General features: G+C 63.8%; 16 protein-coding genes and 1 pseudogene. 3 read left to right on the top strand and 14 right to left on the bottom strand.

The genetic code is table 11. The features are described from left to right. The first annotated feature begins 38 nt into the window (after positions 1-38). Positions 39-773, top strand: a complete 735-nt coding sequence (locus LSI54_RS07315; protein ID WP_241464776.1) for a polyprenol monophosphomannose synthase — start codon at positions 39-41, stop codon at positions 771-773. 108 nt (positions 774-881) lie between these two features. Here LSI54_RS07315 and LSI54_RS07310 read toward each other — a convergent pair whose 3' ends face one another. The 5 genes and pseudogenes from LSI54_RS07310 to LSI54_RS13270 all read right to left on the bottom strand — a co-directional run. Then, positions 882-1,223, bottom strand: a complete 342-nt coding sequence (locus LSI54_RS07310; RefSeq protein ID WP_058889192.1) for an RNA polymerase-binding protein RbpA — start codon at positions 1,221-1,223, stop codon at positions 882-884. Positions 1,224-1,300: 77 nt separating this feature from the next. Further along, a complete protein-coding gene (locus tag LSI54_RS07305) occupies positions 1,301-2,533 on the bottom strand; it encodes an SPFH domain-containing protein (RefSeq protein WP_241464775.1) in 1,233 nt (410 codons plus the stop codon). Positions 2,534-2,571: 38 nt separating this feature from the next. Continuing rightward, entirely contained in the window at positions 2,572-3,087 is a 516-nt protein-coding gene (locus LSI54_RS07300) for an NfeD family protein (RefSeq protein WP_241471068.1), read from the bottom strand. A 38-nt stretch (positions 3,088-3,125) separates the two neighbouring features. Further along, entirely contained in the window at positions 3,126-3,800 is a 675-nt protein-coding gene (locus tag LSI54_RS07295; protein WP_241478055.1) for a methyltransferase domain-containing protein, read from the bottom strand. 51 nt (positions 3,801-3,851) lie between these two features. Further along, a pseudogene (locus LSI54_RS13270) lies at positions 3,852-3,968 on the bottom strand (putative RNA methyltransferase); the annotation flags it as partial. Between the two features lie 326 nt (positions 3,969-4,294). Here LSI54_RS13270 and LSI54_RS07290 point away from each other — a divergent pair. Further along, positions 4,295-5,533, top strand: coding sequence for a heparan-alpha-glucosaminide N-acetyltransferase domain-containing protein (locus LSI54_RS07290; protein ID WP_274617564.1), 1,239 nt, complete (start codon positions 4,295-4,297; stop codon positions 5,531-5,533). 92 nt (positions 5,534-5,625) lie between these two features. On the opposite strand, the gene LSI54_RS07285 is transcribed toward LSI54_RS07290, so the two are convergent. The 9 genes from LSI54_RS07285 to LSI54_RS07250 form a co-directional block, all read right to left on the bottom strand. Next, on the bottom strand, positions 5,626-6,762 hold the full coding sequence (locus LSI54_RS07285; RefSeq protein ID WP_241478053.1) for a sensor histidine kinase: 1,137 nt from the start codon (positions 6,760-6,762) through the stop codon (positions 5,626-5,628). Further along, positions 6,759-7,481: a response regulator transcription factor gene (locus LSI54_RS07280; protein ID WP_241464770.1), complete on the bottom strand. Its 723-nt coding sequence runs from the start codon at positions 7,479-7,481 to the stop codon at positions 6,759-6,761. Before LSI54_RS07280 ends, LSI54_RS07285 begins: the two co-directional genes overlap by 4 nt. A 425-nt stretch (positions 7,482-7,906) precedes the next feature. After that, positions 7,907-8,185, bottom strand: coding sequence for a hypothetical protein (locus tag LSI54_RS07275; RefSeq protein WP_241478052.1), 279 nt, complete (start codon positions 8,183-8,185; stop codon positions 7,907-7,909). Positions 8,186-9,050: 865 nt separating this feature from the next. Then, entirely contained in the window at positions 9,051-9,593 is a 543-nt protein-coding gene (locus LSI54_RS07270) for a carboxymuconolactone decarboxylase family protein (RefSeq protein WP_241471073.1), read from the bottom strand. A gap of 60 nt (positions 9,594-9,653) precedes the next feature. Beyond that, positions 9,654-10,364, bottom strand: coding sequence for a Crp/Fnr family transcriptional regulator (locus tag LSI54_RS07265; RefSeq protein ID WP_241471074.1), 711 nt, complete (start codon positions 10,362-10,364; stop codon positions 9,654-9,656). A gap of 201 nt (positions 10,365-10,565) precedes the next feature. Next, complete coding sequence (locus tag LSI54_RS13175; RefSeq protein ID WP_342357806.1) at positions 10,566-10,874, bottom strand: hypothetical protein; 309 nt, start codon at positions 10,872-10,874, stop codon at positions 10,566-10,568. A gap of 91 nt (positions 10,875-10,965) precedes the next feature. After that, positions 10,966-11,088, bottom strand: a complete 123-nt coding sequence (locus LSI54_RS13265; RefSeq protein ID WP_446740423.1) for a hypothetical protein — start codon at positions 11,086-11,088, stop codon at positions 10,966-10,968. Between the two features lie 168 nt (positions 11,089-11,256). After that, positions 11,257-11,460: a hypothetical protein gene (locus tag LSI54_RS07255; protein WP_241478051.1), complete on the bottom strand. Its 204-nt coding sequence runs from the start codon at positions 11,458-11,460 to the stop codon at positions 11,257-11,259. A gap of 132 nt (positions 11,461-11,592) precedes the next feature. Then, positions 11,593-11,931, bottom strand: coding sequence for a hypothetical protein (locus LSI54_RS07250; protein WP_241478050.1), 339 nt, complete (start codon positions 11,929-11,931; stop codon positions 11,593-11,595). 471 nt (positions 11,932-12,402) lie between these two features. On the opposite strand from LSI54_RS07250, the gene LSI54_RS07245 reads away from it, so the two are divergent. Further along, the gene (locus LSI54_RS07245) at positions 12,403-12,897 is read left to right on the top strand and encodes a hypothetical protein (RefSeq protein WP_241471078.1); all 495 of its coding nucleotides are present in this window, start codon (positions 12,403-12,405) and stop codon (positions 12,895-12,897) included. Positions 12,898-13,184 lie beyond the last annotated feature (287 nt).

Raw genomic sequence — 13,184 nt, 5'->3', positions numbered from 1 at the left:
CTCATCTCCACAACCCCCAGAAGGACGCGAAGCGACTCGTGAAGATCCTGACGATCATCCCGACCTATGACGAGATCGATGCCCTGCCGGGCACCGTGGCACGTCTTCGTGCGGCAGTTCCAACCTCAGATGTGCTCATCGTCGATGACAACAGCCCCGACGGCACCGGAGACTTCGCCGACGAGCTCGCCTCCCAGGACGCGCAGATCAACGTGCTGCACCGCACGGCCAAGAACGGGCTCGGCGGCGCCTACATCGCAGGATTCCGCTGGGGACTCGAACGCGGCTACGACGTCCTGGTCGAGCTCGACGCGGACGGGTCGCACCAGCCCGAGCAGCTGCCGAAGCTGCTGGCCAAGATCGATGAGGCTGACCTGGTCATCGGATCACGCTGGGTGCCGGGAGGTTCGGTGGTCAATTGGCCGCTGCACCGGATCGCGATCTCTCGCGCCGGCAGCCTCTACTCCCGGACGCTGCTGGGTCTGAAGGTCCGCGACATCACCGCCGGATTCCGGGTGTTCCGGCGCTCGGTGCTCGAAGAGATCGATCTGGGCAGCATCGAATCGGTGGGCTACGGCTTCCAGGTCGACATGACCTTCCGGGTGGCGGGCATGGGCAAGACCATCGTCGAGGTGCCCATCACCTTCGTCGAGCGCACGCTGGGTGAGTCCAAGATGAGCTCCGACATCGTTGTAGAGGCGATGGTCAACGTCACGCGCTGGGGACTTCGCGCGCGGGCCCGGACATTGGGGCAGAAGCTGCGCCAGCGCTGACGATCAGCACACACAGACGGCGACGGCGTCCGTCCCGATCTCTCGGGAGGGACGCCGTCGCCGTCTGTGAGCAGGCTTCTGTGCTCAGCATCGCATCAGCTGCGGGAGTCAGGCGGCCTCGCCGCGACGCTCCTTGAGCAGCTTGAGACGATCCTGCAGGATCACCTCGAGGTCCTCTGTGGAACGTCGTTCCAGCAGCATGTCCCAGTGGGTCCTGACCGGCTTCTCCGGCTCGGCTTCGGGCCTGTCGACGTCAACGCGCAGGCCTTCCTTGCCGGTGGGGGAGACCCAGGTTGCGGGGACATCGGCCTCAGCCGAGAACATCACCCGCATCCGCTCGCCATCCTCAGTGAGATACTCGATCTCCTGACGCGGCGCCGGCTCGACGCCCTGCTCGGTTTCCATGGACTGCGCACCAAGGCGCATTCCGCGCAGACTGCGATCACTCATCGATTATCCTCCAGTGTGATGGGCAGAGTCATTCCTAGCTATAACTCTAGAGCACCGCGGAGTTATTCCCATCTCGATCAGCGCTGCGGGTCCTCCATGGGCTCGGGCTGCTGCTGGAAGACCGGCTGCTCGGTGAGCTCGGTGCCTTCCTCGGCGGGAGCCTCAGTGCGAGACTCGGCGACTGCCGCATTGCCGACCTGGGCCTTGCGGGCCTCCTGCTCGACCTCTTGACGGCTGGTGTAGTGCGGGTTCTCATCGGTGACCGAGGTGCTGCGGGCTGACTCTGCCATATCCGCGATGGCCGAGGAGATGGCGGGCTTGCCCTTGTTCTGTGCACTCTCCTGGGCCTTCTCCAGCCGACGCTGCTTCAGCCGCTCCGTGCGAGCTGCTCGTTCGGCCTCTCGGTCCTCGAGGCTGATGCCTGACTGCTGGGCCGACTCGGGTCCGCCGAAGGCTCCGGAGAGGTTCTTCAACGCGTCGCTGAACTCGCCGGGGATCATCCACATGGTGTTGGACTCTGACTTGGCGATCTCCGGGAGGATCTGCAGGTACTGGTAGGAGAGCAGCTCAGGGCCGGGCTCCGAGTCGTGGACCGCGTTGAACACGGTCTCGATGGCCTGCGCCTCAGCGTTGGCGCCAAGGATCCGGGCCTGTGCGTCGCCTTCTGCGGCGAGGATCGAGGCCTGTCGCTCACCTTCAGCGGTGAGGATCGCGGCCTGCTTGGTGCCTTCGGCGGTGAGGATCGCGGCGCGGCGTTCGCGCTCGGCGCGCATCTGCTTCTCCATCGAGTCCTGGATAGAGTGCGGCGGCTCGATGGCCTTGAGCTCGACTCGGGCGACGCGGATGCCCCAGCGTCCGGTGACCTTGTCCAGCTCCCCGCGGAGCTGACCGTTGATGCGATCACGTGAGGTCAGGGCCTCTTCGAGGTTCAGTCCGCCGACCACGTTGCGCAGTGTGGTCGTGGTGAGCTGCTCCACCGCGATGATGTAGTTCTGGATCTCGTAGGTTGCGGCCTTCGGATCGGTGATCTGGAAGTACACCACCGTGTCGATGGAGACCACCAGGTTGTCTTCGGTGATCACGGGCTGGGGCGGGAAGGAGACGACCTGCTCGCGCATGTCCAGCATCGGCAGCAGTCGATCGATGAAGGGGACGAGCAGGGTGAGTCCCGGCCCCTGGGTGCGCTGGTACTTGCCCAGGCGCTCGATCAGTCCGGCGCGAGCCTGCGGCACGATGCGCACGCTGCGGGCGATGATGATCACCACCAGGGCGACGAGGACCAGGAGAACTACAAGTGCAGTGACTTCCATGACGTTCCGTTCTTTTCAGTGGCGCGCCTGAAGATCTCTCAGGCGCCTTCCGGTCGGGGAGTGTTGGGCCCGATGGTGTCGGGGCCCGCCTCATCCCATTTGATCTGTCGCGCAGGTCGCAGGTAGACGATGGCGCCGTCCACAGATTCGACGACGGCGTCCATCCCGGGTTCGATCCGGACGTCACCGATGGTGCGGGCGGTCCAGGTGTCGCCGTCGACCTCGGCGAGGCCGGCGTCGCCGGTGATGGCTTCCAGCGCATGGGCTTCCATGCCGGCCATCCGGTCGATGTTGGTCAGCTGGTTCGCCGGGCCCTTCTTGAGATGTTTGAGGGCGATGGGCCGGACGGCGCCAAGCATCAGCAGGGCGGTGGCACAGCCGACCAACACCTGCAGCCAGGGCTCTCCACCGGCGAGGGCCACGGTGGTGGCGGCGGCGGCTCCGACGGCGAGCATCAGGAAGAGCAGATCGAGCGTGATGGCCTCCAGCACGAGGAGTCCCAGGGCAATTGCGAGCCAGGGTGCCCAGAGGTTGTCGCCGAACCATTCGATCATCTCAGCTCCTCATCAACCCATATACGCGTGACTTCAGCCTATCCGCGCCACAGGCTCACGTCGAGGTCGACCGTGACGGCGGCCACGTCACGGGCCTGCAGACTCTCGCGCAGCGCATCATGATCCCGATGATGCCCGGCCGGACCCATGAACACCAGGTCAGCGGCGAGACCGGCGTCGACTGGGACCCTGCCGCTGACCTGGGCGTTGAGTTCGGCGGCACCGAAGGTGGGTGTCATCTGGTCCTTGAGCTGCCGCAGCTTCTGGTCGTGGATTCCGAGCATGCCTGCCTCGCGCAGCTCGGTCAGGTGCACGTCACCGGGGGTCACAACCACCGCCAGTCCACCCGGGCGGAGCACTCGGGCGTATTCACTCACGTTGCGGGGAGCGAAGACATCAAGCAGCAGGTCCACCGAATCTGAGGTCAGGGGGAGTGGCTGCCACAGGTCCCAGGCCAGCGCGAGGGTTCGCGGGTGCCTGGCGGCGCGCTTGAGCCCGGAGATGGACAGGTCCAGAGCGATTCCCCGGGCCTGCGGGGCAGCGTCGAGGAGCTGGTGCAGGTAGTGCCCGGTGCCGGCGCCGCAGTCCAGCAGCAGCCCAGGCTCGCCAGGGTGGACCGGTCTGTGCACCGGAATCTGCTCCGCGAGGATCCTGACCAGCTCCGTGCTGAGTGCGGCGAAGACTCCGGCGTCCTGGACACGTTCGCGGGCCATGATCATCTGCGCCGAATCCGGGGTGAAACGGGTACCGCGACCGGAGAGCAAGTTGACATAACCCTGACGTGCCGCATCGAAGCGGTGGCCGGAAGGGCAGCTCAGCGCCTTGAGCGGCTGCGCCGACTTCAACGCCGGCTGCTGTGGCTCAGTGTCCCGTGGCGCCACGGGACCTGCGATCGCCTCGGTCCTTGCGGCGGTCTCGGCACCGGTCGATGCAGCTGGGGAATCCGGCGTGGGTGTCAGTTTCAATGGTGCATCGCATGCGGGGCACGTCAGGGGCCAGGGTGAGGTCACGCCCTCAAGGCTAACGGGCTCCCCTTGAGTCGATGACTCGTGGAGTCTTCATGGAATCTTGAGGATCCCGCGACCTGGGCTCTAAGTGCAGCGGACACCCTGGAACTAATACGTTCCCGGGCGCTCCGGGACCACAGCGACGGCCATTGGCCGCAGGCTTCACCGCCCCTCACGGGACGGGCAGGAAAGGGAAGAACATGAGTGGAACATCAGAAACCGAAGCGGGGGGCATCGAGAATGGTCTGGTGCGGTCCACGCGCCGGTTGGTGGGGATCGATGCGGCACGAGGACTGGCTCTGGTTGGACTGATGGCCATTCACCTGCTTCCGGCTTGGAACGAGGAGACCGGGGAGGCCAGCTGGTCGTGGCGGATCTTCTCCGGGGACTCAGCAGCGCTGTTCGCCCTGCTGGCCGGGGTGGGACTGGCGCTGACCTCCGGCGGGCGGAACCCGCACACTGGCAGGAGGATGACCGCTGACAGGCTGGGACTGGGAGTGCGGGCGGTGTTGATCGCAGTCGTAGGTCTGTGGATCGGGACCCTGATGCCGGAGGACCCTCCGGCCTACGGCATCCTGCTCTACTACGGAGTCTTCTTCCTGCTGGCGATCCCATTCCTGCACTTGGGCCCCAAGGCGCTCTTCATCTCTGCGGCGGTCTTCGGGATCGTGTCCCCGATGCTCATGCAGAATCTGCTCAGCCAACTGCCCGCGTGGAGCTCCTACAACCCCACGTTCGCTGACGTGTTGAGCGAGCCGGGGGCCACCGCGTCTCAGCTGTTGCTGACCGGTACCTACCCGGCTCTGCCGTACATGGCCTATCTGCTGGTCGGCCTGGGGCTGGGGCGACTGAATCTGCGCAAGACCGCCGTTCAGATCCGAGTGGTGGTCGTGGGAGTGGGGCTGACGATCTTCGCCCACACAACCTCGTACATCCTGCTCTACGCGCTCGGCGGCTACCAACGACTCCTGGACACCTCTTGGATGAGTAGGTACGAGCTGGATCAGGTCCTGATCTTTGGTCCGGACTCGTTGCCGGCTTCCACCGGATGGTGGCTGGCGATCGCGACCCCGCACACCAACACTCCGCTCGCGATCGCGGCCAGCCTCGGGGTGAGCCTGACAGTGTTGGGTGTGTTTCTGCTGATCGCTCCGAAGATCGGCAAGTGGTTGCTGCCGCTCTCGGCGATGGGCGCGATGACCTTTACCCTGTACACCGTCCACCTGGTGACCCTGTCGGTCGAGGCGCACTACGGGCTGCCCTACGTGTGGTTCGTGGTCCACGTGGTGGTGGCAGCCGTGTTCGCGGTGGTGTGGCAGCGGGCTCTGGGGCAGGGGCCGCTGGAGAAGCTGGTCAGCACCAGTGTCAAGCGCACCCGTCGGCTGGTGCTCGGAGATCTGTCGGAAAGGGGCTCCGATAGCGAGAAGAGCAACAAGTGAGAGGCCGAGTCCGCAGCACGGGGCGTCTGATCCTGGGGGAGGTGCGTCTCGTTTCGGGAGGTTCTCGGGGTGGTCCGTGAGATGCGCGCGGGTTACTCCGGGTCTCTGTTGCGGGGCAGGCGAATCCGGAAAGTGGCTCCGTGACCGAGTCCGTCGCTGGCAGCTTCCAGGGTCCCGCCCTGGGCTTCGACCAGAGACCTGCTGATCGCCAGCCCCAGGCCTGAGCCTGCGCGGTGAGCTTCACGGCCGGTGTGGACGCGGTAGAAGCGCGCGAAGACGTGTTCCAGGTGCTCGGGACTGATGCCTTCCCCGGTGTCGGTGACGGTGACGGTGACCGCTTCAGGTGCGTTATCGGTGTGGACGGTGATGGCACCCCCGGGCGGTGTGTGGCCCAAGGCGTTCTCCAGCAGGTTGCCCAGCACCTGACCCATCCGTTCCTGATCCAGCAACACCGGTGTCGCCATCGGGCCGCCGCTGCTGGTTGTCACCGTGATGTTCTTGACCGCGGCGGCGGGCTCGATGGCCGCAGCCGCCTGGCAGGCCAACACACCGGGGTCCTGGAGGGTGAGCTGCAACCTGGCGGTGGCCTCCTCGGCCGCGGTGAGCTGGCGGATGTCGCGGGCCAGGCGTTCCATCCGGGCGATCTGAGCGTCGAAGATTCCGATGGTCCGCTCATCCCACTCCACGACGCCGTCCTCGATGCCCTCCAGATGGCCCTTGAGGCTGGCCAGTGGCGTGCGCATCTCGTGGGCCAGATCCGCCAGCAGCTGGCGTCGGGTGGTGTCCACCGCGGCCAGCTTCTCGGCCATGTCGTTGAAGGAGTCGGCCAGCAAGTCGAATTCCGGACCCAGCTTCGTGGAGGTCACGTGCACGTCGTAGTTGCCAGCGGCCACCTGCCCGGCCGCAGTGCTGAACGATGCCAGGGAACGGCCGATGGTGCGGTAGAGGTAGAAGCTGAGCATCCCGGCGATGAAGAGGGCCGGCAATCCGCCGATGACCAGAGCGGTCAGGATCACCGATCGGAAGGCATCTTCCAAGTGGACCAACCCGAAGGCTGCATAGGCGTGACCGGACTCGATGAGCTCTTGGTAAAACATGGAGGGTCCCACCAGCACCGCGGTGACCACCACGATGATCAGCCCCACCACCAGCACCGCGGTCTGGGCCAGCATCAACCGCACCGTCAAGGGGCTCCAGGACCACCGGCGGTCGGTCGCGGTGGAGCTCATCGTCCAGTTCCCATCCGGTACCCGATCCCGCGGATGGTGTGGATGAACCTCGGACTGGAGGCATCATCATTGAGCTTCTTACGGATGCGCCCGATGTGCACATCCACCAGATGATCATCCCCGGTCCAGCGTGTGTCCCAGACCAACTCCACCAACTGTGTCCTGGACAACACCTGTTGCGGGTGAGTGGCCAGACACGCCAGCAGATCGAACTCGATCCGGGTCAAGGCCACTGGCTCTCTTCCCAGTTGCACTTTCCGGGCAGCCTCGTCCACCACCAGGTCTTCGATCACCAGCGCCGGCCCGGGGGAGTCTGGCCCTCCGGAAGTCTCGCTGTTGCTGGTGCGGGCTCGGCGCAGCATGGCCTGGACTCGGGCGACGAGCTCGCGGGGGCTGAAAGGTTTGGTCACATAGTCATCAGCTCCCACCGACAGGCCAATGATCTTGTCGATCTCGTCGTCCCGGGCGGTGAGCATCAGCACGTGGCAGTCGGAGAGGGTCCGCACCTGCCGACACACCTCGATCCCGTCGATGCCGGGCAGTCCCAGATCCAGTACCAGCACGTCCGGGTCGAAGTCGCGCACCGCGGCCACGGCTTCAGTTCCGTCATGGCGCACGGCGACTTCCAGCCCGGCTTTGCGCAGGTACCCCTCGATCAGCCGGGCCAGATCGACCTCGTCGTCGACCACGAGGATTCGGCCGGTCTGTGCTGTGTGCATCTGCGCTCCTTGATCGAGGCGGGGCCACGCGTTCGGTAGGGACTCGGGCGTCACATAATCGGCATTTCTCACACGTCCCATCAGCATCTCGCGACGGGTTTAATGGCCCTTCCCAATTGAACGTGTGGTTGTCACAAGTCAAGAGGCTCGTGAACTTGCTTAAGGATGGATTTTGCGACGAATCTATCCTGGTTCACCCGCGTTAAGCGACATGTCCCAGCGTCAGTGCAATCCCTTGACCCTGCTTGCTCGCACCGCCGCTGATGAACCGACCCGCCACGCAGCGTCTGTGATGTTCAACCTCTCGAACCACACCGTCATCGGGGCCGCTGGTCTTTCGCTCGGAGGCAGATGCGTCGTTCTGAGTGTCTGATCAGATGGGCGAGCTGCTTAGCCCGGGCAGTGAGCCCGACGACGGAGCATTCTCAAAGCGCGCGTGCCTTTCCCCGAGTCTTGGCACCTAGGATCGCATAGTCGATCACGGCGTGGCTGCCCGCACGTCGGTCATCTTCAGCGCCGGTGCCCTTACCGGTCTCGCAGTCGACTTCCAGCACCTGGACCGAGCCGAAGTTGTCCCATCCGTCGGGGCAGACCTGCTGCTCCCAACCGAGTTCTTCGAGCGCACCCTTGGTCGCAGCGTAAGGTTCATCGTCGAGGACCAGGAGCACATCCTCCTCGGTGAGGCGCAAGCGCAGCCCGTCCATCGCCTCTAGAAGGGGCGCGTTCAATATCTGGTGCCACCCGGTGTGCCGATGCCTGAGCCATTCTGTGCTGGGAGTCGGCGGGGCAGTGGCGACATCACAGCCATCGATCCCATCGGACTCTCCCTTGGCAGCTCTGCCGCGACGAGGAGGGGGAGAAGCTTCAACGACTGGCACCCCGTTGCGGAAACGGCTCGGACGAATTGGGCGGCGCAGCTGGCAGCTCCTTCAACCACCCAAAAGGCCGCAGAGGCGCCACGAAACTCCGTAGGGTTTCCGCTGCGATGCACAGTGGAAGTTCGTACGTCGCTTGGGGCGTCAGCGAGAGATCGCCGGACCGTCTCTCTCTGGGCACCGGGGTGACGATTGGCGCCGCGATAGCGCGGCCACTCACCGGTGCGAATCGCGCCCACGAGGCCCATCCACCGCGAATTACTCCAGCCGCCTCTAAAGGCAAGGGTTGCAAGACATAAGTTGTGGCGGACGTGTCCCTGGATCCATTGGTCAGAACTCTCAGCAGACCTGAGCTCCGTTGATCCCAGTCAGGCAGCGGAGTCCCGGTGGATATCTCAGGGGTGCACGATGACCAACATCAACTCGCCGGAGTGCCGGCGGTGACCAATGCTGCCGCGAGAGGGCGCATGCCAGACAGGGTCTCGTTAACGTCGAAGAGCACCACCGAAGGCGGGGAGTCATGCGGGTCTCCGTATCACGGTCCAGGAGAGAGGGAGGCTCGGGAGCGGTGGGCGCAGCGTTCTGGAAGTACGGCCGACTACATTCGCCCCGAGGCCCGCGATGCCTGCGTGGTGCAGCCATCACGGACTTCGGCCAGCGCGCCACCGGGTTTCCCGGAGTTCCGTGGAGAAGCCTAGAGGGCGGGTGCCGCAGGCACGTCGAGCTCGGTCTCGACCATGTGGTTGAAGTAGTTGGTGTAGAGGTTCAACGCCACATGGGTGGTGAGCTCAGTCAGTTCCTTCGTACTCCATCCGGCGTCGAGTCCTGCCTGCCAGGTGGCGTCCTTGACGTTTCCCTTCTCGGCAGTCGCCTCGCGGGCCACCTGCAGCAGAGCAGCCAGCTTCGGGTCGAAGTCGACATCGCCGCGGCGGATCGCCACGGTCTGATCCTCGCTGAGGCCGGCAGCCTTGGCGCCCTGGGTGTGGGCGGACTGGCAGTAGGTGCACTCGTCGACGTTCCCGACGGCCAAAGCGATGGCTTCCCGCGTCTGGGCGTCGAAGGTCCCGTAGTCCTCGATGACCTGCTGGATGGCGATGTAGGCCTGGAGGACCACGGGCGATGATGCCATCGCCCCGTGGATGTTCAGGACCTTGCCGAACTTCTGCTCCAGGTCCTTCAGCTCAGCCTGCGCGTTCTCTGGTGCGGACTCGACGGTTTCTACGGTGATTCTGCTCAATGTGGTGCCTTTCGTTTGTATCGGCTCCGCCACTCCGATAGGTGTGAGAGGCGGAAGAATTCAGGATGTGGTCCTGGCTGTGGATTGCAGGCGCTCAGGATCTTTGACCGTGATGCGTCCGCGGGTCTGCCGGATGTACCCTTTGGTGGCAAAATCAGACAAGATCTTGCTGGTTGCCTCCCGGGTGGCTCCGAGCAGCCCAGCGAGCTGTTCGTGAGTGATCCGGATCGCGCCGCCGTGTCCCAGTCGAGCGCTGAGGGCGTTGGTGGGGGCAGATTGGGCCAGGGTGAGCAGGGTCTTGGCTGTGCGGGCAGCCAGGGGGCGCAGAGCGAGGTCGGTGAGTCGTTCTTCCAGATGAGCCACCTGGTCACCGAGGAGCTTCGCGATGCGCAGTGCGATCCGCGGGTCCCCGATCAGGTGTCGCTCGACGTCCTCGACGGTGAGCTGGCAGATCACTGAATCTTCGATGGCCTCGGCGTAGTTCTCATACATGCGCTGACCCACGAGCAGCATTTCGCCGAAGACTGCCCCAGGTTCCAGGATGGCAAGTGTCAGTGTCTTTCCATCCTCGGCGACTCTGAAGACCCGCACTCGGCCTGATCTCAGCACGAAAAGGGCACTGACGGGTTCAGACTGTGAGAACACCAGTTCGCCGGGGCCGAACCGGCGCTCAGGGACCATCAGGTGCATGGCCTCTACCTCAGCGGGGCTGAGGTCAGCGAAGAGGTCCACTTCGTCAAGGCAGGTGAAGCCCTCGGTTGTGGAGTTCAATGGGTCTTTCTCCCGTCTCTGCGGAGACCATGGTTGATTCCCGCACGTTGAAGCATGGGCGAGGCTGTGTGCACACGCTCTGTGTGTCTCCATGATGGACATCTCATTGCCTCCTCTCCAACTTCGACGGCTCTGTCCACCGTATGGGTGCACCGGGGGCGGGTCTGCAATCCAGCACACACTCGAAGAACTGCCGAGCGTTTAGAGCGGAGTCGCCCATCCGGTGATGCCGTGCATAGTGACCCCGGTGATGTACCTTCGGCCTACGGCGGGGGTTCCCGTGACTTCCACGGCCGCATTGGTTGGTTGTTGGCCCGGGTCGGATTCAAGTTCCATGGGTGCCGTGGTCGTGCACATCTCTGCGGTGTCCTGGGCGAGGCGGATGGTGGTGCGCAGCTCAGCGACCGCATCTTCGGCCAGGCAGGCATCGGCGCAGGAGGTGCAGGCCAGAGCCGCGTCTGTGCAAGCTTGGATGCACCCGGCCAGAACGTCCGGGATCGATGGGTTCACACGGTGAGCTGAAATCATTGACGCTGCGGTGCTCATATAGTCCTCGTTCATCTGGCCTCGGCAACTGCTGGGCCAATGGCATCGGAATTCTTCACTGCTGGAGGGCCAGCGTGGGATCTCCCGCAGGCACCTCCAAGCCCTGTTCGAGGAGTTTCCGGAGGTGGCTTTCCACGCAGAGGTTCGCGGACATTCCAGCCAGCAGGATCTTGTTGATCTCACGTTTGCGCGGTTAAAGGATTAGGTCATTGGTCTGGGGGCCGTAGGGCCTGTACTGAGGCATCCAGTCGGCCCCGGGTCCTTGGAGTCCCTCCATGTTCAGGGGTCCGAGTCGGTCGAACATGCCGATCTCTTGCATCTACTGCTCAAGAGTGCCGCCGAAATCCTATTGGTGATCGTGAGGGTGGTAATAGTGCGGGGAGACGAAGACCTGGCAGTTGGCAGGTTTGGCTCCTGCGAGGAGGTGCTCGACGGTGTTGTTCTCCTCGACGTTGCGCCCCACCAGTTCCCAGGCGACACCGGAGGAGCTCGGGAAATCGATCTGTGCGCCGGTGACGACCAGGGCGGTGTCTGTGGGGTCGAAATGCATATGTCCTCCGCAGTGTCCTGAGCCGCGGAGCTTATGGCGCTGACGTTGAATACGGTGTGTACCTGACCTTCGGGGACCGTGGGAGACCGAGGCGTGAGCACGTCGAATTGAGTGTGGCCGGGGATCAGGTCTCTACCTGCGTCGGTTCAGGACCGCGACGGCGGTCAAACCGAGGACCAGGCCGTAGATGAGGTGCCCCATCAAGCTCCACAGTCCCGCCGCGTCTACAACGAACACGGGCATCCCCATCATCAGGGGCATGATCAGCAAAGGGCCCAAGACCCACCAGAGACCACCGTAGAGCAGGCCGAGGATCGCGCCTCGACCGTAGCTCGAGAGCGCGCCGCTCAGCAGACTTGTCAGACCCAGGCCAATGAGGATGGAGATGACGAGGTGTACAACGAGGCCGACACCAGCAGAGGTACTTCCGACCATCATGGCGATCATCGGCAGCATGTCCATCATCGCCATGAGCGCTCCGAAGACGAGTCCGCCGATTATTCCTCCTATGGCCCCAGCGGAGATCTTGTGCCTCATCGTTGTGGTGGGCGCGGTGGTTCGTGGTGTTCCGTGTGCTGTGGTAGGAACAGACATCGGACTGTCCTTTCTGGAGGTGAGAACCTGTGACTTAAATCTAGGGCGACCGTCACACTGGTTCTGCGACCCAGGACACACAACGAGAGATGATCTCCAGCGGTTGCAGGACGCTGAACGCGGCTCCAGGTCGTGCTGGCACGACGACTGAAGGCGTCTGGAGATTTACGAGGGAGGCGCCATGTCTACTCATGGCCCAAAGAGCTACGCTATTCGCCTTCCCACCGAGAGACTTACAGACGGTTCCGTCGCACGGATAGGTGAGAGCTTGACCTGAACTACTGAGGTGGCAGTTACCTGTGCCCCCGGGACAAAGTGATGGGGTTGCCTGGCCGTAGGGTAAGTTTCATGTCCACATCTTTTGTCGTGATGCTCATCGCGGTCGTTCTTGCCTTGCTGGTCTTCCGATGGGTGGCCCCAGGCTTACCCCTTGAGCGGGTGACCAGACGCCTGACGGTGCTGGACCTCTTGCTTATAGTCCTTGGAGTCCTGGGCCTGATCCTGCACTGTGCTGCGATGTTCTTCCGATCATGGGTCGCGGCAGTGCCCGGCACCGGCGGGGTGATCAACCAGATCAACTCGATGGGTGTTGCGAGCATGGTCTGGTACGCCGTTCCTGCGCTGCTGGTGATGATAGGCCTGCGCCGCCAGCACTGGATTGGACTCGTGCTTCTGGCCGCCTCGCTGCTGGCTGTGGGCGTGACTATGTATGACGGCAGCACTCTTTCAATTCACCTTGCCACGATCTTCATCGCTGGCGTGATGATCGCCGCAGTACTCTTACTCCTCAGCACACCACCCTGGGCCCGTCCCACATCCCCCACGCCCGCCGAGGCTTGTTAGCTAGCCGCATCCCGCTCTTCCGCGGTCAGGACCGTCGCCCAAGACGGATCTGCCGCACCAATAGATGACAGTTTGACCTGACCTACAGGCTGGTTTCCCCGACACCTCGCTAGCCGATGGCCTCCATGGAAGGTTGTTCACCATGCCACGCCCCTATCCTCCGGGGCGGTGATGGGTCAGCCCACCAGACCCGATTCGACGATCATCTCCACAGAGGTCTCCAGGTCATCGAGACGGTTGAGATCGATGTCCGGCGCGTCGAGCTCCTCGAGGCTCGGCATGCCCTC

This window comes from Nesterenkonia sp. AY15, from assembly GCF_022565855.1.
Lineage (GTDB): Bacteria > Actinomycetota > Actinomycetes > Actinomycetales > Micrococcaceae > Nesterenkonia.
Note: the sequence above shows the minus strand (reverse complement) of the source record. Positions and strands in the feature narration are given on the sequence as shown.

Coding starts and splice junctions, on each gene's coding strand:
- LSI54_RS07280 (WP_241464770.1), bottom strand. CDS start 7,481: ATGCACACAGCACAGACCGGCCGAATCCTCGTGGTCGACGACGAGGTC.
- LSI54_RS07295 (WP_241478055.1), bottom strand. CDS start 3,800: ATGGCCCGCGAACGTGTCCAGGACGCCGGAGTCTTCGCCGCACTCAGC.
- LSI54_RS07275 (WP_241478052.1), bottom strand. CDS start 8,185: ATGGACGGGCTGCGCTTGCGCCTCACCGAGGAGGATGTGCTCCTGGTC.
- LSI54_RS07290 (WP_274617564.1), top strand. CDS start 4,295: ATGAGTGGAACATCAGAAACCGAAGCGGGGGGCATCGAGAATGGTCTG.
- LSI54_RS07305 (WP_241464775.1), bottom strand. CDS start 2,533: ATGGAAGTCACTGCACTTGTAGTTCTCCTGGTCCTCGTCGCCCTGGTG.
- LSI54_RS07300 (WP_241471068.1), bottom strand. CDS start 3,087: ATGATCGAATGGTTCGGCGACAACCTCTGGGCACCCTGGCTCGCAATT.
- LSI54_RS07250 (WP_241478050.1), bottom strand. CDS start 11,931: ATGGCGATGATGGACATGCTGCCGATGATCGCCATGATGGTCGGAAGT.
- LSI54_RS07255 (WP_241478051.1), bottom strand. CDS start 11,460: ATGCATTTCGACCCCACAGACACCGCCCTGGTCGTCACCGGCGCACAG.
- LSI54_RS07285 (WP_241478053.1), bottom strand. CDS start 6,762: ATGAGCTCCACCGCGACCGACCGCCGGTGGTCCTGGAGCCCCTTGACG.
- LSI54_RS07310 (WP_058889192.1), bottom strand. CDS start 1,223: ATGAGTGATCGCAGTCTGCGCGGAATGCGCCTTGGTGCGCAGTCCATG.
- LSI54_RS07245 (WP_241471078.1), top strand. CDS start 12,403: ATGTCCACATCTTTTGTCGTGATGCTCATCGCGGTCGTTCTTGCCTTG.